This is a genomic window from Pontibacter deserti (assembly GCF_023630255.1).
GTDB classification, from domain to species: domain Bacteria; phylum Bacteroidota; class Bacteroidia; order Cytophagales; family Hymenobacteraceae; genus Pontibacter; species Pontibacter deserti.
Map to the genome: position 1 here is coordinate 74622 of NZ_JALPRS010000005.1, position 20038 is coordinate 94659.

General features: G+C 45.9%; 16 protein-coding genes. 11 read left to right on the forward strand and 5 right to left on the reverse strand.

Annotation, left to right across the window (positions count from 1 at the left end; translation table 11 throughout):
• The first annotated feature begins 145 nt into the window (after nucleotides 1-145).
• Nucleotides 146-1405, forward strand: a complete 1260-nt coding sequence (locus MJ612_RS17910) for a pyridoxal phosphate-dependent aminotransferase (RefSeq protein WP_187033927.1) — start codon at nucleotides 146-148, stop codon at nucleotides 1403-1405.
• 78 nt (nucleotides 1406-1483) lie between these two features.
• On the opposite strand, the gene MJ612_RS17915 is transcribed toward MJ612_RS17910, so the two are convergent.
• The 3 genes from MJ612_RS17915 to ispF form a co-directional block, all read right to left on the reverse strand.
• Nucleotides 1484-2854, reverse strand: a complete 1371-nt coding sequence (locus MJ612_RS17915) for a LutB/LldF family L-lactate oxidation iron-sulfur protein (protein WP_187033928.1) — start codon at nucleotides 2852-2854, stop codon at nucleotides 1484-1486.
• Nucleotides 2855-2986: 132 nt separating this feature from the next.
• Complete coding sequence (locus tag MJ612_RS17920) at nucleotides 2987-4537, reverse strand: M28 family peptidase (protein WP_187033929.1); 1551 nt, start codon at nucleotides 4535-4537, stop codon at nucleotides 2987-2989.
• A gap of 32 nt (nucleotides 4538-4569) precedes the next feature.
• Complete coding sequence (gene ispF / locus MJ612_RS17925) at nucleotides 4570-5055, reverse strand: 2-C-methyl-D-erythritol 2,4-cyclodiphosphate synthase (RefSeq protein ID WP_187033930.1); 486 nt, start codon at nucleotides 5053-5055, stop codon at nucleotides 4570-4572.
• A gap of 188 nt (nucleotides 5056-5243) precedes the next feature.
• Here ispF and MJ612_RS17930 point away from each other — a divergent pair, with 188 nt between their 5' ends.
• Nucleotides 5244-6002 (forward strand): OBAP family protein, encoded by a 759-nt coding sequence (locus MJ612_RS17930; RefSeq protein ID WP_187033931.1) that lies wholly within the window; start codon nucleotides 5244-5246, stop codon nucleotides 6000-6002.
• Between the two features lie 643 nt (nucleotides 6003-6645).
• Here the strand turns inward: MJ612_RS17930 and MJ612_RS17935 are convergent.
• On the reverse strand, nucleotides 6646-7911 hold the full coding sequence (locus MJ612_RS17935; RefSeq protein WP_187033932.1) for a M16 family metallopeptidase: 1266 nt from the start codon (nucleotides 7909-7911) through the stop codon (nucleotides 6646-6648).
• A gap of 209 nt (nucleotides 7912-8120) precedes the next feature.
• On the opposite strand from MJ612_RS17935, the gene MJ612_RS17940 reads away from it, so the two are divergent.
• From MJ612_RS17940 to ytxJ, 4 genes are read left to right on the forward strand one after another with little or no spacing between them, the layout of a single operon-like run.
• Nucleotides 8121-10100, forward strand: a complete 1980-nt coding sequence (locus MJ612_RS17940; RefSeq protein ID WP_187033933.1) for an alpha-ketoacid dehydrogenase subunit alpha/beta — start codon at nucleotides 8121-8123, stop codon at nucleotides 10098-10100.
• Nucleotides 10101-10127: 27 nt separating this feature from the next.
• Nucleotides 10128-10337: a hypothetical protein gene (locus MJ612_RS17945; RefSeq protein WP_187033934.1), complete on the forward strand. Its 210-nt coding sequence runs from the start codon at nucleotides 10128-10130 to the stop codon at nucleotides 10335-10337.
• A gap of 44 nt (nucleotides 10338-10381) precedes the next feature.
• The gene (locus MJ612_RS17950; protein WP_187033935.1) at nucleotides 10382-10714 is read left to right on the forward strand and encodes a hypothetical protein; all 333 of its coding nucleotides are present in this window, start codon (nucleotides 10382-10384) and stop codon (nucleotides 10712-10714) included.
• Between the two features lie 28 nt (nucleotides 10715-10742).
• Nucleotides 10743-11090, forward strand: coding sequence for a bacillithiol system redox-active protein YtxJ (gene ytxJ, locus MJ612_RS17955; protein WP_187033936.1), 348 nt, complete (start codon nucleotides 10743-10745; stop codon nucleotides 11088-11090).
• Between the two features lie 21 nt (nucleotides 11091-11111).
• Here the strand turns inward: ytxJ and MJ612_RS17960 are convergent, their stop codons facing one another.
• Entirely contained in the window at nucleotides 11112-11522 is a 411-nt protein-coding gene (locus MJ612_RS17960; protein ID WP_187033937.1) for an OsmC family protein, read from the reverse strand.
• A gap of 66 nt (nucleotides 11523-11588) precedes the next feature.
• Between MJ612_RS17960 and MJ612_RS17965 the strand changes: the two genes are divergently transcribed.
• From MJ612_RS17965 to MJ612_RS17985, 5 genes are all read left to right on the forward strand, one after another.
• Nucleotides 11589-12329, forward strand: a complete 741-nt coding sequence (locus MJ612_RS17965; protein ID WP_250419237.1) for a hypothetical protein — start codon at nucleotides 11589-11591, stop codon at nucleotides 12327-12329.
• A 106-nt stretch (nucleotides 12330-12435) separates the two neighbouring features.
• A complete protein-coding gene (gene lipA / locus MJ612_RS17970; protein WP_250419238.1) occupies nucleotides 12436-13347 on the forward strand; it encodes a lipoyl synthase in 912 nt (303 codons plus the stop codon).
• 448 nt (nucleotides 13348-13795) lie between these two features.
• A complete protein-coding gene (locus MJ612_RS17975; protein WP_187033938.1) occupies nucleotides 13796-16999 on the forward strand; it encodes an ice-binding family protein in 3204 nt (1067 codons plus the stop codon).
• Nucleotides 17000-17036: 37 nt separating this feature from the next.
• A complete protein-coding gene (locus tag MJ612_RS17980) occupies nucleotides 17037-17972 on the forward strand; it encodes a PorP/SprF family type IX secretion system membrane protein (RefSeq protein ID WP_187033939.1) in 936 nt (311 codons plus the stop codon).
• A gap of 18 nt (nucleotides 17973-17990) precedes the next feature.
• Nucleotides 17991-19967: an OmpA family protein gene (locus MJ612_RS17985; protein WP_187033940.1), complete on the forward strand. Its 1977-nt coding sequence runs from the start codon at nucleotides 17991-17993 to the stop codon at nucleotides 19965-19967.
• Nucleotides 19968-20038: the final 71 nt, after the last annotated feature.

Consider the following 20038-nt stretch of genomic DNA (forward strand, 5'->3'; position numbering starts at 1 on the left):
GTGCCATCCAGTTTAAAGTATAAACTAACCGCCCGGATAAGTATAGGCTGCTTTTCCGGGCGGTTTGCTTTTGCAGGTTTTTGCTGGTAATGTGAGCTATACTTTTCCGGAAATCGTAACTTGCAGTAACCAAACCCAAAGTAGCATGACCGTTTCAAAAATGGCGCAAAACCTGATCGGCTCCGAAATTATAAAGGTAGCCGGCGAGGTAAACTCCATGATCGCACGTGGAGAACAGATCTGTAACCTGACCATCGGGGATTTTGACCCCAGCATCTATCCAATACCGGAAGAGCTGAAAGAAGGTATAACCAAAGCGTACAACGAAGGACATACCAATTACCCACCGGCAAACGGGGTAGCCGTGCTGCGCAAAGCCGTAACCGAGTTTACAGAAAACAACCTGGGCCTGAAGTACCCCGAGAATGATATACTGGTAGCCGGTGGTTCACGTCCGCTGATCTATGCAACATACCTGGCTTTAGTTGACCCGGGTGATAAAGTCGTATTCCCGACGCCATCCTGGAACAATAACCATTACTGCCACTTATCGGGAGCTACACCTGTAATGGTAGAAACGCGAGCAGAGAACAACTTTATGCCGACTGCTGCTGACATAGCCCCTCACCTGAAAGGAGCTACTATGCTGGCACTTTGCTCTCCGCTGAACCCGACTGGCACCATGTTCTCTAAAAAAGACCTGCAGGAAATATGCGACTTGGTAATAGAAGAGAACAAGAGCCGCAGCGAAGGCGAAAAGCCACTTTACATACTATACGACCAGATCTATTGGATGCTGACTTTCGGTACAGAGCACCAGCATTACGACCCGGTGAACCTGCGCCCTGAGCTGCGCGATTATGTGATCTACATTGACGGCATCTCGAAGAGCTTTGCAGCAACTGGCGTGCGTGTTGGTTATGCTTATGGCCCGGCTATAGTAATGGATAAAATGAAAGCTATACTTGGCCACGTTGGCGCCTGGGCACCAAAAGCAGAGCAGATAGCAACTGCCGCCTACCTGAAACAACCGGAGCATGTAAATTCCTTTATGACTAACCTGAAGCACAAAATTCAGGAGAGCCTGGATGTGCTTTACAAAGGTTTTAAGGACCTGAAAGCAGGTGGTTTTGCCGTGGATGTCATTGAGCCGATGGGTGCCATTTACCTGTCGGTGAAGATGGACCTGGCGGGTAAAACAACTCCGGATGGCGATGTGCTACAAACCAGTAAAGACATTACCTTCTATATTCTTTCAGAGGCAAAACTGGCGGTCGTACCATTCTCTGCTTTCGGTTCTGCACCTGATCTTAACTGGTTCCGGTTATCGGTTGGCGGTGCTTCTTTAGAGGAAATTAAAAACTCGCTTGGCAGATTACGTGTTGCGTTGGAGAAACTAAAGTAAGAATAACTATAAAAGACAAGAGCCTGCTAACTTTAGCAGGCTCTTGTTTTTTATAGTTGCTGAGTCAGCAATCAACAATTACTTCCTCTCCTTCCAAAGTTGGTTAAAGGATTTAGGAGCTATTTTCATTGGCTCGCGGCGCTTGCTCCAGGTATCTTTCAGAATATACTTAACCACATAATTTTTAATACCAGAGGGTGCCAGATTCATCAGTTTGCGGCTCTTCATGGCTTTTAACCAGAACTTAAAGGCTGTCTTTTCCTGCTTATCAGCCAACCCCATGTCCACGCTTTGCTTACGGTTTAACAACAGCAGGTTGTGTATGTTGATCTTAACCGGGCAAACAGAGGTACAGGCACCACACAGCGAACTGGCAAAGCTCAGGTGTTTGTTCTCGGCCATACCACTAAAATGTGGCGTAAGCACAGACCCGATCGGGCCACTGTAGGTGCTTTCGTAAGTATGGCCACCAATGTTTTTGTAAACCGGGCAGATGTTCAGGCAGGCACCGCAACGGATACAATTCAGGGCTTCGCGCTTCTCAGGCTGGGCCAGAAGTTCGGTGCGGCCGTTATCCAGCAATACTACATACATCTCTTCCGGGCCATCTTTTTCGTGTGGTTGGCGCGGACCAGTAAATATGGTATTATATACCGTTACATTCTGTCCTGTTCCGCTGGTGCTTAGTAGTGGCCAGAAAAGGTCCAGGTCCATGATAGACGGCAACATCTTTTCGATACCAACTATAGCAATATGCGTTTTAGGAAAGGTAGTAGAAAGTCGTGCGTTACCTTCGTTCTCGGTTACAGCCACGCCACCTACGTCGGCAAGCAAAAAGTTACCACCGGTTATTCCTATCTCAGCCGAAGTATACTTGTCGCGTAAAAGTCTGCGGGCTACACTTACCAGTTCCTGGGCATCGTCGGTAGGGGCTATGTTAAGTTTGCGTACAAACAGCTCGGCAATATCTTTTTTAGACATGTGCATAGCCGGTGTTACAATGTGGTAAGGGCGCTGCTCGGCTAGCTGCACAATGTACTCGCCAAGGTCAGTTTCCACTACTTCCACACCGTTCTTCTCCAGGAACTCGTTCATATGGATCTCCTCTGTTATCATCGACTTGGATTTAACAACAGAGCGGGCGCGTTTACGTTTCATGATCTCGCCAATCTCTTTTAAAGCCTCCTGCGCATCACGTGCCCAGATAACCTTACCGCCACGGGCAGTAAAGTTGGCTTCAAACTCCATCAGGTACTTATCCAGGTCCTTAATGGTGTTGGTTTTGATATAGGAAGCACGCTCGCGAGCGAGTTCATGGTCAGAATATTGGGTGAGGCCACGCTGCACAGCGGCATTATACTTGCCGATGTTAAACCTGATGGTAGCGCGGTGATTAGGGTCGAATGATTTTGTTTCCGCATCCAGCAGAAACTGTTTAAGTTTACTCATAACTATTTCGCCTACTGACTTCTTGCCAGTATAGTTGCCTCAACTATAAAAAAGAAAACACCCTAAAGTTAGGGTGTTTTCTGAAAACTGTAGCTTTTTTATAAACTAACGGCTTGTACCGCTGGTTTCGTATTATTTTTTATTGCTGTCTACAACAATTCTGTTATCGCGGTTAGCTAGCTCCCAGGTAGTATAAAATGCCAGACGAGCCACTTTTTCAGCGCTGTCGAACAAGATCTTGTCTACTGAGTCGCTTGGCTTGTGGTAATCGGCGTGCACCCCGTTAAAGTAGAAAATGATCGGAATGCCGTTTTTAGCAAAGTTATAGTGGTCTGAGCGATAGTAGAAACGGTTCGGATCGTTCTCGTCATTATACTTGTAGTCCAGCTTCAGGTTGGTGTATTTCTGATTTGCTTCTTCGTTTATCGCGTGCAGCTCCGAAGAAAGCTTGTCTGCTCCGATCACATAAATATAGTTGCTGTCGTTGGTTTTCTCATAATCAAAGTCCATGCGGCCGATCATGTCGATGTTAACGTTAGCTACTGTGTTAGCCAGCGGGAAGATTGGGTTCTCAGAATAATACTCAGAACCAAGCAAGCCTTTCTCTTCGGCAGTTACTGTCATGAACAAAATGCTGCGGCGCGGGCCATGACCCGCTTTTTTAGCCTGTGCAAATGCTTCTGCCAATTCAATTACAGCCACAGTGCCAGAGCCATCATCGTTGGCACCGTTAAAGATCTTGTCTTCGCCTTCGGCGTCCTGCTCTATACCTACGTGGTCGTAATGTGCTGTTACTACTACTACTTCATCTTTCTTATCCGAGCCTTCAATAAAGCCCAGTACGTTTTCAGAGGGCAGTGGTGTAGTGTTGCGTTTTGTTAATACCTGTATGCTGGCTACTGGTTTATAGTTGGTAGTGGTAGCGGTCAACTTATCAGGAGTAGTACCCAGAATTGCTGCACCAAGCGCCGGTGATGCTATAAAAGTGGTGGTACGGCGGCTGTTGGTTTTACCAGGTAATGAAATCGAAGCCTGGCGCAGACGGCCTGCATAGCGCTGGTTCATCATGGTGAAGGCATCGGCGCCAAGTACGTACATCACGCTGGCTGCCTCTGCTTTACGGGCGAGCTGGCCAATGTCGTTCATTTTCTTCTCGGCTTCTGCCAGGTTGGTAACCATCGCTACCAGCATTTTACCTTTCAGGCTGGCAGTATCTATGGCAGCATTATCAGCAATAAATACAGGCATAGCGCTTTGCTCGGTTGTATAAACCGACGAACCCATCGGGAAGAAATCCTGCATCATGGCAAATTTTCTTGTTCCTACCATAATGTGGCCATCGCCCCAGGTGCCTTTTTCTAAACTAACAGGCTGATAATATGGGTTGCTGTTTGCTGTTACAGGTCCTGTAAGGCCATCTTCTCTAAACTCTTTCGAGATATATTCTGCAGCCATTTTCTGGCCTTTTTCGCCTGTGTTACGACCTTCGTATGCATCCGAAGCTATAATGTTCAGGTGTTTAGACAGGTCGGCGGCTGTGATGGTCTGGCCATAGGTTGTTGCTAACCCGCGAAGTTTTTCAGCATCTGTAACAGGTGCTTTAGAAGTAGTGCTGCTGGTAGAGGCACAACCCGAAGCGAGCAGTGCAGCCAACACAAAACCATAGGTATGGAGATGTTTCATTTGATAAAGGTGAAGTTTATAGTTTAGTCAGGTTATTGTTTGATTATCAGTACAGTGGCGAAGGCAGCAACACCTTCTTTTTTGCCAACAAAACCGAGATGCTCTGTTGTAGTGGCTTTAATAGAGATGTCGTTTTCTGGTATACCCATCACTTTTGCCAGGCAGGTTTTCATTTCCGGTATGTGCGGATTTACTTTAGGCTCCTGCAGGCAAATGGTGGAGTCGATGTTGCCGATGTCGTAGCCTTCGCGGGCCAGCATGTGCACCACTTCCTTCAGCAGAATCTTGCTGTCGATGCCTTTATACTTCGGGTCCTTGTCTGAAAAATGAAAGCCAATGTCGCGCATATTGGCAGCACCCAGAAGGGCATCGCAAATAACATGTATTAGTACGTCGGCATCGGAGTGGCCCAGCGCGCCATGTGTGTGTGGAATTTTAATGCCGCCCAACCAGAAGTCAAGCCCTTCCTGCAGTTGGTGCACATCGTAGCCGAAGCCGGTTCTGATCTTTAATTTCATAGGTATAGGTAAGCGCTTTGTGCAAAGCGAAGTATCGTAAAGGTAAATCTAATCGAAAAATACGATTATGTGCTACTATAGATGCCGTTTCTTTGACGTTTGTAGCTGCCTTTGGTTTAACGGAAGTATAATTCAAACTACGCTACTAGTGCGGCGTAAAACCTGTAACATGCTTTAACTATAACACTATGAAAATAATTGTACTGAATATCTGCCTGTTAACCGGATTGATGTCAACTGGTTGCGGAGGTGAAAATACAAGTTCTAATGAACAGGCTCCGGGAACAGAGAAAACAGGAAAATCTAAAGTATTGGAGGCTGGAGCCGATCTGCTTCAGGATAAAACTCCGCTAAAAAAGATAGACATGTACCTGGATGGCTTCCACTTTTATAATGGCCATATGGAAGGGCAGATGGAGGCGCACCATTATGTAACCCAGCTAAACGAAGATATGCACCAGGCGGTGATCTTTGATGGCAACGGTGAAAATGCCAAGCTAATGGGAGTGGAATACATCATATCAGAAAGATTGTTTAAGCAGCTGCCAGAAGAGGAGAAGAAACTATGGCACAGCCATCATCATGAAGTAAAGTCCGGAACCCTTATTGCGCCGGGTATACCTGATGTGGCAGAGCATGAACTGATGGAAAAACTAGTGAGCACTTATGGTAAAACCATACATACCTGGAACACCGACCAGGGCTTAGAACTACCTATGGGTGCCCCTATGCTAATGATGGGCTTCACTAAAGATGGCCAACTGAAACCTGAATTAGTGGCAGAGCGGGATAAAAATTTTGATGTATCTACAGCAGAAAAGAGAAAGCAGCGCGAAGACATACCGATGCCGCAGGTAGTGCCCGGAGCCAATGCCTGGGAAAAAGGAGAGATACGCCAGTTTCAGATCACCAATAAAGAACCTGATATGAAGAGTATGGGGCATTGAACTGTCAAGGCCATAGATTAATAGGATTAGGTGAATTAGTAGGGTGAGTTGTTGCTATAGTTGGCATTATAGTTCTATAGTTTCCATTTCAACACCCCTATAGTCCCCTCAAGGGGACAATCCCAATACAGGTTTATTAGAAGCTTTAATTTTATAGTTACAGTTTACGAACGGACAGGTTTACCTGTCCCAACGGGAACATTCATCAGGAAGAGCTATAATACCTCTAAACAACTATACCTTCTGCTATCGAAATGATCACAGTCTTTGGGTTGAGCGCCTTGTAAATATCTGGTGCCGCAGGCATGGCAACGTAAGGAGCAAAGGAAATGTACACCGCGGGATGCCCGAAGACGAGGCCTCGCTTAAAGAGGGCCCCTGCCCCCGCCGTGAGCGCACCAAAGCTTGAAATGAAACTATAGGCAAGTAAAGCTCCTAGGAATAAAGGCAATTATGAAAGTATAGCTTGTTTCAAAAAAGGTATAAGATGTGAGCCAAGATAGGTTTCTCGGTAATGCCCTAAATGACAGAGATAAAACTATAGAAGATAAGACAATCGTAGGAGCTGCGCGCACTACAAGCTAATAAAAAAGCGTGCAAACCTAAGCCTGCACGCCTTTTTATACTTTACATCAAGTATAGTTTACACTTCTGCAGTTGCTTCTTTTTTCTTTTTCTCGGCTTTGTAAAGTAGTGTAGAGCAGTTATTCGGATCAAGTACCTGTTTGGCACAACGCTGAATATCCTGTGGCGTTACGGCCTGTATCTTTTCACCTTCGGTATTCACAAAGTTGGCATCGCCAAGCAATTTACCATAGGCCAGATTCATGGCGCGGTTCAATAGCTCGATTTCCGAGAATACTAAACTGGTTTCGGCCTGGTTCTTTACCTTGTTCAGCTCGTGCTCATCTACTAAAGTATCCATCAGTTCCTGGTTTATCTTTTCGATAGCAGCGTTGGCATCCTGCAGGTCTACACCTTCGTTCAGTTTACCTTGTATGATCAGCAAGCCTGGCTCTATACTTCCGGTAACCGATGCCGAGATTGAGTTGAACAGCTTCTGCTCTTTTACCAGTTGCTCATATAACCTGCTCGACTTGCCACGGCCTAGAATATCGCTGATCAGGTCGATCGCATAATAGTCCTGGTGGGTTCGGTGCGGCATGTGGTAGGTTTTATAGATAGCGCTAAGCGGCACATCAGAGCTGGTTTCGAGTACGCGCGGCTCTGTCTGTTTTGGCTCGTTCGGGATATGGCGGGTATACTTTTCGCCGGCCGGTATGGGGCCAAACCATTTTTCGGTCAGTTCTTTGGCGTGGTCAAAAGTTATACTTCCGGCAACTACAAGTATAGCATTGCTTGGCGAGTAATGCTTTTTATGGAAAGCTTTTACAATATCCATAGTCGCATCTTCAATGTGCTTGATCTCCTTACCAATCGTTGCCCATTTGTACGGGTGATTTTTATATGCCAGCGGGCGCAGTTTCAGCCATACATCGCCGTACGGTTGGTTCAGGTAAGTCTGTTTAAATTCTTCCACCACCACTTTGCGCTGCACTTCTAAACCATGTTCGCTAAAAGCCAGGTCCATCATGCGGTCCGATTCCAGCCAGAAGCCAGTTTCAATGTTTTGGGCCGGCACAGTCAGGTAATAGTTGGTGATGTCGGGGCTGGTAAAGGCGTTATTTTCACCACCTACGCGCTGTAAGGGCTCATCATACACAGGTATATTTTTAGAACCGCTGAACATCAGGTGCTCAAATAAATGGGCAAAACCGGTGTGTTCTTCCACTTCATCGCGCGAACCTACATCGTACAGCACATTTAAAACTGCCATTGGCGATGTATGGTCTTCGTGCACGATCACGCGCAATCCGTTATCAAGCGTAAATTCTTTAAACTGTATCATTGTTTGTTTAAGACGTTAGATTATAGACGTTAGATTTTAGATTAAGATGTATGACCTTTCTTTAATAGTCCAGACCAAGGAAAGTCTAACATCTATTGTCTAAATTCTAATATCTGCTTTAAGAACAAAAGTATAAATTAGCGAGCTATTTTGTAGCTACGGCTAATATAGTAACTTGCCTACCTATAACGAAGTTTCTAATTTCTGAGATGAACTATAACCGCAAAGAATATTCCGAAGACGAACTAATCTCTCTTTACAGAGGCATACTTAAGCCCCGCATGATCGAAGAGCGCATGCTGGTGCTACTGCGACAGGGCAAAGTAAGTAAATGGTTTTCAGGTATAGGCCAGGAAGCTATTTCTGTAGGGTCGGCAATGGCTTTGGAGCAGGACGAATACATACTTCCGCTACACCGTAACCTGGGTGTTTTTACAAGCCGGAATGTGCCTTTAGATAAGTTGTTTGCACAGTTTCAGGGTAAGAAGACCGGCTTTACCAAAGGTCGCGACCGTTCGTTCCACTTCGGGTCAAACGAGCATCACATTGTAGGTATGATCTCGCACCTGGGCCCGCAACTGGCTGTAGCGGACGGTATAGCGCTGGCTGACCTGCTGGATAAAAGAGAAAAGGTAACACTGGTGTATAGTGGCGATGGCGGAGCTTCGGAAGGTGATTTTCATGAAGCACTGAATGTAGCGGCGGTGTGGGGTTTGCCGGTTATTTTTATGATAGAGAATAACGGGTATGGTTTGTCTACGCCAAGCAACGAGCAATTCAAATTCAATCAGTTTATAGATAAAGGCCCTGCTTATGGTATGGATGCCTTACAGATAGATGGTAACAACTTGCTGGAAGTATACCATACCGTAAAGCAAACAGCTGCCAGCATGCGCAAAAACCCGCGCCCGGTTCTGATCGAGGCGATGACCTTTAGAATGCGCGGACACGAAGAAGCCAGTGGTACCAAGTATGTGCCACAGGAATTGTTCGAGAAGTGGGCGAAGAAAGATCCGGTAGAGAATTACGAGAAGTATCTGCTGGATGAACTTATACTTACACAAAAGGCCGTAGAAAGTATACGCGAAGAACTGAAGGCTGAAATTGAAGAAGGATTGCAGGCAGCTTTTGCAACACCAATGCCAGTTGCCAGCCGTCAGGAAGAAATTGCCGACATGTATAAGCCATACGTGCAGCAGCCGGTAGCACCAGCCTCGGGAGCAAAAACCGAAAAACGTTTTGTAGACGCTATCTCGGATGGTTTGCGCCAGAGCATGGAACGTTATCCTGAGTTAGTACTTATGGGCCAGGACATTGCCGAGTATGGTGGTGTATTTAAGATTACAGAAGGCTTTGTTGATAAATTCGGGAAAGACCGGGTGCGTAACACGCCGCTTTGCGAGTCGGCTATAGTTGGTATTGGTTTGGGTATGTCTGTTAAGGGCAAGAAAAGCATGGTAGAGATGCAGTTTGCTGATTTTGTGACCTGCGCCTTTAACCAGATCGTGAATAACCTGGCCAAGAGCCATTACCGCTGGGCACAGAATGCCGATGTAGTGGTGCGTATGCCAACAGGTGCTGGCACAGCGGCCGGGCCGTTCCATTCGCAAAGCAACGAAGCGTGGTTCTTCCACACACCTGGCCTAAAAATAGTTTACCCGTCATCTCCATACGATGCCAAAGGCCTGTTGAATGCCGCTATCGAAGATCCGAACCCGGTGATGTATTTCGAGCATAAATTGCTTTACCGTTCTATTTCGCAGGATATTCCGGACGATTATTATACTATAGAGATTGGCAAAGCGAAAACGGTGGCAGAAGGTGATGATATTTCAATCATCACCTATGGTATGGGCGTGCATTGGGCCAAGCAACTGCAGCAGGAAATGCCGGAGATCAGTTTAGAAATACTGGATTTACGCTCGTTGTTGCCTTGGGATAAAGAAGCTGTTAAAAATACTGTAGCCAAGACAGGTCGCGTTATTATACTACACGAAGACACGTTAACGGGCGGTATTGGCGGCGAAATAGCAGCCTGGATCGGGGAGAATTGCTTTGAGCACCTTGATGGACCAGTAGCCCGTGTAGCCAGCTTGGATACTGCCGTGCCTTTTGCGCCGCCGCTCGAAGCAGAGTTTTTGCCAAAACAGCGTCTCCGCGAAAAGGTTGAAGCTATACTTGCATATTAAACAGCTCCATTAATTAACCTAACAGTTATGGCATATACCCGTGTTTTTTACCTTTTATTACTTTGTGTGGCGCTGTCTTTTGCAACAGGCTGCGGTAAAAAAGGCATACCCTGCCCGTCGCCTAATGGTAAAAGTATGAAGGTGTCAGCAAAAGGCTCCGGAAGTATGGAAGCCATTAAGGTGCCTTACAACAAAGATGGGCGGGTGCAGAAACGCAAAAGATTCTTGTTCTTCTAATGCTTGTCTGCGTAGAATAAAAAGTATAATTTAAAAGAGAGCGTATGGTGAAGATTTTTGTAAAATGGGCTTTATGTTTTTTGATTATGCTTTTTATAGGTACAATGCCTGCCATGTCGCAGATAAAGCAACAAACAGAAGAGAAGCATAAAAAGGAGCGTAATCAATATCTAAGGGAAGCTGAAAAAACAGAATCTACTTACAAAGAAACACATCTGAATACGGATGCCTATACTTTTAAAAAAGGTGAAGCTGCCCGTAAAAGAGTAAAAAAACGTGACGAGCGCAGGCAATACAAGTTTGATGAAACAGGTAAGCCGCTTAAAAAGAAATCATTAATCCGGAAGAAGGCAACCAAGAAGCAGGCTACCGGGTAAAATACTACTCAACCAAATTACGCTTACAATGAATTGGCACCCACTAAACAGTACAGAGCAGTTAGATGTAATATTAGAAGAATCGAAGCAGACGCCTATCGTTATATTTAAACATAGCACAGCCTGCTCGATCAGTTCAACAGCTAAAAGCCGGCTGGAGCGCCAATGGGATGGCAAAGGGCTGGATCATATTAAACCTTATTACCTCGACCTGCTGGCTTACCGCCCGGTCTCTAATGAAATAGCCGAAGTATTGCATGTGCAGCACCAGTCGCCGCAGTTATTACTGGTACAGGATGGCATGTGCACGTATAATGCGTCACATTTAAGTATAAGCGTTGACGAGCTGAAGAAAAAAATTGCTGCTTCCAATTAACAGAAGCAGCAATTTTATTTTTTAGTTCTGGTAAATAAAACTTACCGATTGCTTTATTTCCGGATGAAGGCTTAGCGCAACCGGACAGGTGCGTGCCGCGTTCTCCAACATAGCTTTTTCTTTTTCAGAATAGGTTATTGCCGGCATTTTAAACGTTAGTACTACCTCAGCAATACGACGTGGCTCGGCAGCCATAATTTTAGTGGTTTCAATTTCCATTCCTTCAATAGCGATATTGTTGCGTTGTGCCACAATTCCCATAATGGTCATCATGCAGCTGCCTAATGCGGCGCATACAAGATCAGAAGGAGAGAAAGCTTCGCCACGACCATTATTATCAAGAGGGGCATCGGTAATAATGGTGTTGCCTGAAGCCAGGTGTTGAGCGGTTGTACGTAGTTCGCCCTGGTATTTATTTTGGATAGTTGCCATTAGAATTATAATATTTGAACAGAACGTGAAATTAGTTACTTTTAAACAAACTATAAATTAATTAAAGTGATACGATACATCGCTTTCGTGCTGACACTCGCTTTTGCAAGTATAGCCCTGCCTGCGCTTGCTCAATCTGAAGAGGAAGAAGAGTTCGAGAATGAGCTCAGCTATGGTGTGAACCTGAACTCTAACGGTGGCCTTATTGGTGGCGCTTTTATTCGTTCGGCTTATACCATGGACCACAACATGCTGCAGTTTGGTGCCGTGGAGATAGTTGAAGTAAAGCACCCGAGAGAGATGCGTGGTTACAGTTCCGAAACAGGCGATTCGTTTATCATTGGAAAACAGAATTACCTCTTTGTGGTTCGCCCGCACTATGGCCGCGAGCTGGTACTGTTCAGAAAAGCTGCTGAGTCTGGCGTTCAGGTAAATGCCTTAGGCGCCATAGGCCCTTCTCTGGGTTTCCTGGTTCCTTATTACATCCGGTATAACTATGGCCAGCTGGGCACGCCAAACGATGTGCGCACAGAGCAGTATGATCCGCAGGATCATAAAAGTTTAGAAAAAGTACAGGGTAGTGCAGGCGTATTTACAGGCTTAGGTGAAGGTGACATAAACTTAGGTGCCCATTTAAAAGGCGGTTTGAGCTTTGAGTATGGCCGGTATAACGAAAGTATAGCCGGTATAGAAGTTGGTGTAATGGTAGAAGCTTATACCAAGAAGCTGGTTATGATTCCTGATGCTAAAAATTACAGCCGGTTTACTTCTGTATATCTTAATATCTACTACGGTCGCCGTAAATAATATCATCTCCGAACAAATCCGCCTTACTGTCTGTTGCAAGTAGAAGATGTGTAAAACTTAGCTGTACGCTAATGTCTCTTAACACATTACTTCCTATCTTTGCAACATGGATGAATTAATATCACTTCCGGTAATACAGCCTAATACAACACCCGCAGAGCTGAGTGAAAATGGCAAAATCCGTAAGCCAAACTGGCTTCGTGTTAAATTGCCTGTAGGGCAGGAATATACTAAAGTACGCAACATAGTATCTGAATATAAACTGCATACCATCTGCGAAAGCGGCAATTGCCCGAATATGGGTGAGTGCTGGGGCGCAGGTACAGCCACCTTCATGATTCTGGGTAACGTTTGTACGCGCAGCTGCTCTTTCTGCGCTGTAGCTACAGGCCGACCTAATGAGTATGATGAAGACGAGCCACGCCGTGTAGCGGAAGCGATACAGCTAATGGGTGTAAAGCACGCCGTTATAACTTCTGTTAACCGCGATGAGCTGAAAGACCGTGGTGCTGCCATCTGGCATGAAACAGTAAGGCTGGTAAAAGAACTCTCTCCTGCTACAACTATAGAAACTCTTATTCCGGATGTGAAGGCTAACTGGGACGCCCTGATCACGATGATCTCGCCGGGCCAGGAAGTAGTATCGCATAACATGGAAACAGTGAAGGAACTATACCGTCAGGTACGTCCGCAAGCCAAGTATGAGCGTAGCCTGGAGCAGATAAAGCGTACCAAAGAGTATGGCAAACGCACGAAGACAGGTATAATGCTGGGCCTTGGCGAAACCCGTGAGCAGGTATACCAGGCGATGGATGATCTTGCTGCTAATGGTTGTGATATTTTAACCTTAGGCCAGTACCTGCAGCCAACCAAACTGCATATTGAGGTGGCAGAATTCATACATCCGGATCTATTTGCCCATTATCGTGAAGAAGGTTTAAGCAGAGGCATTAAGTATGTGGAGTCAGGTCCGCTGGTGCGTTCATCATACCATGCTGAGCGCCATGTGCATGTATAGTTCTAACTAAGAAATTTAATTAAGCCCTGTTGCCCAATGGTAACAGGGCTTTTTTTGTAAGTATAGCTTATTTAATTTCTGGCAGGACACTCTGTTGTTCGTTTCTACCGGACATTATTCTGCGAATTTCTTTCCGGCATAAATCCATTTCAGGCTAGTTACCAGATTGTTAACGAGCTTATAGAGTAATAAACAATCTTAATTATATGGTAATATTACTATATATTTTTTGACTGAAGTGCATGGTGTGTTATATATAACCGGATTAATAAAATTTAGCTAAAAATATAACTTAAGACATATATTTGTAATTTTTTATATATTATGATATAATTTTTTGAATTGAGCACAACATATTTATGTGTTTTGAGTAAATGAAATTGTTCAATATGTATAGTCGAATGTCTATATATAATACTCTTCGAATATCTCATTTCAATATAACCACATGAATAAACTTCTACTGCTGATTTATGCCATCTTCTCTGTCGGCATCACCCTTAGCTATGGGCAGACGCAAGATGTGCTGGGCAATGCAAGTAGTTATGCAGTGCTCGCCTCCTCCCAAATCAACAACACCGGCCAGACAGGTATTACCGGAAACGTAGGCGTTAGCCCCGGTAACACCATTAACGGCGAGTCGGGGCTTGTTGTGAAATCTGGAAAGATTGAAAATAATACGCCATCAGCTACCAGCGCTGCGCAAGATGCATTGGTAGCTTATAATGCGTTGTATGCCCGCACGCCTGTAAAAAATATAGGTGGTAACCTCGGAGAAAGTGCTTTGCCATTAGGGCCCGGCACCTATAAAATTACCGGCGATGCCAGTTTTAAAGGGGTACTTACGGTTGATGGTGGCGGAGATGTAAACTCCGTATTCGTGTTTATAATTGATGGTGACCTGCTAACGGATGCTCCGGCGGCGGGTGTGCTTGCTATGAACGGTGCTCAACCCAGCAATATTTTCTGGATCGTAACAGGTAATGTACACTTGGGTGGTTCAACTGGTTTTCAGGGTACCATTATAGCCCAAAACAATATAACACTTGATGCAGGCGTGGTTGTGATCGGTAGAATAATGTCTCTTAACGGACAGATAAACCTGAACTCTAATAACGTATTCCTGCCAAACGTGGTGGTTACAGACTTGGGAGTTACCAAAGAAGCAGCCGAAGGCGATTATGTGATAGGCTCTGAAGTAACGTATACTATAACAGCAGTAAACAACGGACCAGGCACAGCAACTGATGTGCAGGTAAAAGAGAACATTCCGGCTGGTCTGGAGTTTGTTCGCGTTGAGTCGGCTTCACAGGGTACTTATGATGCAACCACCCATACCTGGAACGTAGGCATTTTAGTAAACACAGGCACTGCAACCCTGAAACTTGTCTTCAAAGTAACAGCTTCCGGCGAGATCAAAAACGGAGTAACAGTAATTGGTAAAGATCCGGATCCGAACCCAGGCGATAACACTGAAGAAGAACCAATTGACGTGCCAGTGCCTTCGCATAACCTGAGCATCACTAAAACAGCAAGCGGTGCACCATATAAAGTTGGTGGATTAGTAACCTATACTATAGTTGCCAGCAACAGTGGCCCGTATGCAGCTACAGGTGTAATTGTGACCGATGTATTGCCAGCTGGACTGCAGTACCAGAGCCACACCACAAGCAAAGGGACTTACGATCCAATAACAGGAATCTATCTGGTAGGTGATCTGGGTAAAGACGAGAGTGTAACCTTAACTATAGTTGCTAAAATAGTAGCAGCAGGTAATATAGTAAACGTAGCTACCATTACAAGCCCTACACTTCCGGACCCTAACCCAGGCGACAACACAGACGAAGAACCGATTGACGTAACCTGCGATGCACCAACATTAGCTATAAATGGCAACGGCAATCTGTGCGAGGGTGAAGAAACTACTTATACTATAACAGAAGTTATCGGCGCAACTTATACTTATACTTTGCCAACCGGCTTTACAGAAGTATCCAGAACAGCTACATCTATAACTATAAAAGCAGGAAATGCTGGTGGTGTGCTGAAAGTTGAAGTAAAAGACCTGTGCGGCAACGAATACACAGTAACTAAAACAGTAGCTGTAACAGCTAAGCCAGTAGTAACTATAAACGGCCCGGCGCAGGCTTGTGCTAACTCAGAAGGCCTGATTTATAACGTAGTTGGTGCCGGTGAAGGCGCTACATATGAATGGGTTGTAACAGGTGGTGTTACCTTAGTAAGCCAGCCAGGCGCAGCAACGGCAACTGTAAATGTAGGCGCAACAGGCGGTACGATCTCAGTTAAAGTAAAGAACAGCTGCTTCGAGAGCGACCCGGCAACTACAACTATAACCATACTTCCGGTTCCTGTTAAGCCAACACCATTGGCAGGTGCAAGCGAGCTTTGCGCAGGCAGCACTCCAACTTATGAGATTGCTGAAGTGCCAGGTGCCACTGGCTATACCTGGACAGTACCAGCAGGCTGGACGATCACATCAGGTCAAAACACAACCAAGATAACAGTAATTGCAGGTGCGACTTCTGGGAACGTAACGGTAACAGCCGAAAACGAATGCGGAAGCAGCGAAGCAGCAATCTTTACAGTAGCGGCCAGCAGCACACCGGCAGCAGCAACTATAAATGGAAGTGCAGGTGCATGTATCGGAGCTCCACTAACTTATAGTGTAACGCCTGTTGATGGTGCTACAGATTATGAATGGACAGTGCCACAAGGCTGGACTATAGTAAGCGGAAACCACACTCCAACTATAGAAGTAACTGTAGGCGACCAGGCAGGTGATGTAACAGTAACTATAAGCAATAGCTGCGGAGCCGGTGCAACAGCAAAATTAGCGGTAGCGCCAACTGTTAAACCAGCTACACCAACTATAAGCGGCCCAGCTGAAACGTGTGCAGGCAGCGAAGACAATGTGTACAGTATACCAGCTGTAGAAGGTGCTACTAAGTATACCTGGACAGTACCAATCGGCTGGACAATAACAGCAGGTGATAACACAAACAGCATAACTGTAGATGCCGGCGAATCAGGCGGTGAAGTAAGCGTGATTGTTACAAATGCTTGCGGCGACAGCGAAGCAGGAGTATTTAACGCTACAATAACTACACCGCCAACAAATGCAGGACCAATTACAGATAACAGCACGCTTTGCGAAGGTCTTACTTACAGCATTGCAGAAGTAGCAGGAGCTACAGGCTATACCTGGTCAGTGCCAGCGGGCTGCACCATTACTTCAGGCCAGGGTACAACAAGCATCAAAGTAACAGCAGCTAACGCAAACATCATCGGTGACATTAAAGTGATCGCGATGACTGGTGGTTGCAGCAGCCCTGAAGCGCTGATCGCACTGGATATGACTAAAGTAGATGGTAGCCTGAAATTCCCGAAAGCCTTTAGCCCGAACGGTGATGGTACCAACGATACCTGGACGATTGCTAACCTGGAGAAATACACCAGCAACGAAGTAGTAATCTTTAACCGCTACGGCACGGAAGTATACAAGAAGAAAAACTACCAGAACGACTGGGCCGGTAACGGACTGGAACAAGGTACTTACTTCTATAAAGTAAACGTGAAACTATGCGACGGTAAAGATCAGGTGTTTACAGGTTACGTAACCATCTTCCGCTAAGCATCAGGCCATAAAAAGGATAAAAACATTTAAGAAAATGAGAATAGTTTACACCCTGCTGGCCCTGCTTTTAGCCTTCTCGGCTAGCGCCCAGCAAAACCCACAGTACTCACAATACATCTTCAACAGTATGGGCATTAACCCTGCCTATACTGGTAGTAAGAATGTGCTCAACGTAAATGCCTTCCACCGCTCGCAGTGGACAGGCATTGAAGGGGCGCCTACCACCCAGGCGCTAAGCATAGATGGCATCTCGGCCAGCAACAAGCTTGGCTTAGGCCTTGCCCTTACCCGCGATCAGATCGGTGCACAATCGGTAATTTCAGGATATGCGAATGTTGCCGTAAAGCTACCGGTTAGTGCAACTGGTGTATTTAGCCTGGGCCTTGCGCCGGGACTAGTGCAAACCAAGATCGACGGTAACGAGCTGGAGGTAGAGAACGACCCTTCTATACCTTCTGGTTCTGAGAGCAATATCCGTCCGGATATAAAGATCGGTGCCTACTTCCATACGCAGCGCTTTTATGCAGGCCTTTCAGCATCAGACCTGCTGCAGTATAAGGATATGGAAACTATTGAACCGGAGCGCCACTACTATTTTACAACCGGATATGTGTTTGACATAGGTCCTTTTGTAAAGCTTAAGCCAAGCATGCTTGTAAAAGAGGATTTTAACGCGCCAACGGCCGTAGACCTGAATGCCTTTGTATTGCTAGCCGACAGGTTATGGTTAGGTGGATCTTACCGCACCAGTATGCACCTGTTCAACGAATCTCCGGATATGAATGGTATGAAGAACCGCACAGCCATTGCCCTTATCGGTGAACTACAGATTCACAAGTCATTGCGCTTAGGGTATGCCTATGATAAGATGCTGAATGGCCTGGATTCTTTTAACACACACGAAATATCTGTTGGCTATTACTTCTTTAAGAAGTCTGATACCAGAATGCTTACTCCACAATACTTTTAACCGATAGCCTGAAAGCATATGAACTATAAATTTACACCCTTATACTTAGTTGCAGCTGCCATGTTAAGCTTCGGCTCTGTGGCGCAGGCACAATCAGATTTACGTAAAGCCAATCGGCATTTTGATAACTATGCTTATGCCCTGGCGCTGGAGCATTACAAATCTGCTATCAGCAAACGCGAACCGGATGCTGAAACAACACAACGCATAGCCGATGCTTACCGCATGACCCGCCAGACAAAAGAAGCGGAAGAATGGTATGCCAAAGCTGTGCAGCTGCCGGGTAGCAACCCCATGAATCATTACTACTATGCGGAAGCACTTCGTAGCAATGGTAAATTTGCGGAGGCAAAAGACCAGTATATGAAGTGGGGCGAAGCAACTCCTGAAAATGCTGAAAAAGCACAGAAACTGATAGCAGCTACAGAGCAGTCAGAAAAGTGGATGCAGCAGGAGCCGACAGCAGAAGTACAGCAACTGGCAGGTATAAATGCCACAGATTTCTCAGACTTCAGCCCGATGCAGTTAGGTAAGGGCATCATCTTTACTTCTGACCGTGGCATTTCTTCTGATAAAAAAACAGATGTGTATGGCTGGACAGGTCGCCCATACCTGCAATTGTTTACTGCTGAGCAGGACGAGCAGGGCAACTGGGGTGCACCAACAGCGCTACAGGATGTTGTAAATTCAGAATACCACAATGCTACCGCCTCGGCTGCCGAAGATGGCCAGATGCTATACTTTACTCGCACCCACATGGTGCGCAAGCGCAACAACGTTAACCCAGACCCTACCAGTTGGGTAGAAGCACCAAAAGAAGAACAGGAATACATTAACCGCCTGGAGATCTTTTCAGCACAGAAACAAGATGGCAACTGGAGCAACATCCAGCCATTTACCTACAACAATGTTACTGAATTTTCAGTAGGTCACCCGGCGCTGTCACGTGACGGGCAAATCCTCTACTTTGCCTCTGACATGCCTGGTAGCCTGGGTGACACTGATATTTTTTATACCACGCGCCAGCAGGATGGTAGCTGGAGCCAGCCTGTAAACGCAGGTGCAACTATAAACACGCCGGGCCGCGAGAGCTTCCCGTATGTGGATGCCAACGGTAAACTATACTTTGCATCGGATGGCCATGCAGGTATGGGCGGCCTGGATATTTTCTCTGCCGAAGGCGAGCATGGCAACTGGGCAGGTGTACGCAACCTGGGCCAGCCGATCAACTCTGCTAAAAACGATTACGGTATCATGTTCACACAGCCGGGCGAAAGTGGCCTGTTGTCTTCTAACCGCGATGCTAATAACGGTACTGACGACATCTATAGTTTTAAAGTGCTGAAGAAGCCGGTAGTAATTGCTATCAAAACGCTGGAGCGTAAACAGAACGATAAGAAGAAGAACATGGAAGTGCCGCTGCCACAGGTAAAAGTTGTGGTATCGCAGGAGAACTCAGCCGATTCTTTGGTGGTTGTATCTGACGAGAACGGCCAGTACTTTATGGATGGCTTTAAAGGCAACAACTATTCGCTGCTTGGTACCAAAGCCGGTTACCTAACCCAGGAGGCGCTTGCTAAAATACCGGAAACAGCCGGCGATACTGTGCAGGTAGCCCTGCTTTTCGATAAGAATGAACTGGACCGCGCAGTGGTGCTCGAAAACATCTATTACGACCTGGATAAGTGGGATATCCGCCCGGATGCTGCCACCGAACTTGACAAACTGGTAACAGTGCTGAAGAACAATCCGGAGATTAAAATAGAAATGAGCTCCCACACCGATAGCCGCGAGAGCGTGAACTATAACCAGGTGCTTTCAGAAAAACGTGCCAATGCCGCTGTAGATTACCTGGTATCGAAAGGTATAGACAGAAGCCGCCTGAAAGCAAAAGGCTACGGTAAAGCCAAGCTTGTAAACGGTTGCAGTGATAACGTGGAATGTTCTGAAGAAGAGCACCAGCTGAACCGCAGAACCGAGTTCAGGATCAAATAAGGCAGATCAATTCAATTGATATAAAAATCTCATTAGCTTTCATAGTTTGGAAAGGCTCCGCAGTATCTACG

Coding starts and splice junctions, on each gene's coding strand:
- ytxJ (WP_187033936.1), top strand. CDS start 10,743: ATGAATTGGCACCCACTAAACAGTACAGAGCAGTTAGATGTAATATTA.
- MJ612_RS17950 (WP_187033935.1), top strand. CDS start 10,382: ATGGTGAAGATTTTTGTAAAATGGGCTTTATGTTTTTTGATTATGCTT.
- lipA (WP_250419238.1), top strand. CDS start 12,436: ATGGATGAATTAATATCACTTCCGGTAATACAGCCTAATACAACACCC.
- MJ612_RS17910 (WP_187033927.1), top strand. CDS start 146: ATGACCGTTTCAAAAATGGCGCAAAACCTGATCGGCTCCGAAATTATA.
- MJ612_RS17940 (WP_187033933.1), top strand. CDS start 8,121: ATGAACTATAACCGCAAAGAATATTCCGAAGACGAACTAATCTCTCTT.
- MJ612_RS17935 (WP_187033932.1), bottom strand. CDS start 7,911: ATGATACAGTTTAAAGAATTTACGCTTGATAACGGATTGCGCGTGATC.
- MJ612_RS17980 (WP_187033939.1), top strand. CDS start 17,037: ATGAGAATAGTTTACACCCTGCTGGCCCTGCTTTTAGCCTTCTCGGCT.
- MJ612_RS17915 (WP_187033928.1), bottom strand. CDS start 2,854: ATGAGTAAACTTAAACAGTTTCTGCTGGATGCGGAAACAAAATCATTC.
- MJ612_RS17945 (WP_187033934.1), top strand. CDS start 10,128: ATGGCATATACCCGTGTTTTTTACCTTTTATTACTTTGTGTGGCGCTG.
- MJ612_RS17920 (WP_187033929.1), bottom strand. CDS start 4,537: ATGAAACATCTCCATACCTATGGTTTTGTGTTGGCTGCACTGCTCGCT.
- MJ612_RS17985 (WP_187033940.1), top strand. CDS start 17,991: ATGAACTATAAATTTACACCCTTATACTTAGTTGCAGCTGCCATGTTA.
- MJ612_RS17960 (WP_187033937.1), bottom strand. CDS start 11,522: ATGGCAACTATCCAAAATAAATACCAGGGCGAACTACGTACAACCGCT.
- MJ612_RS17975 (WP_187033938.1), top strand. CDS start 13,796: ATGAATAAACTTCTACTGCTGATTTATGCCATCTTCTCTGTCGGCATC.
- MJ612_RS17930 (WP_187033931.1), top strand. CDS start 5,244: ATGAAAATAATTGTACTGAATATCTGCCTGTTAACCGGATTGATGTCA.
- ispF (WP_187033930.1), bottom strand. CDS start 5,055: ATGAAATTAAAGATCAGAACCGGCTTCGGCTACGATGTGCACCAACTG.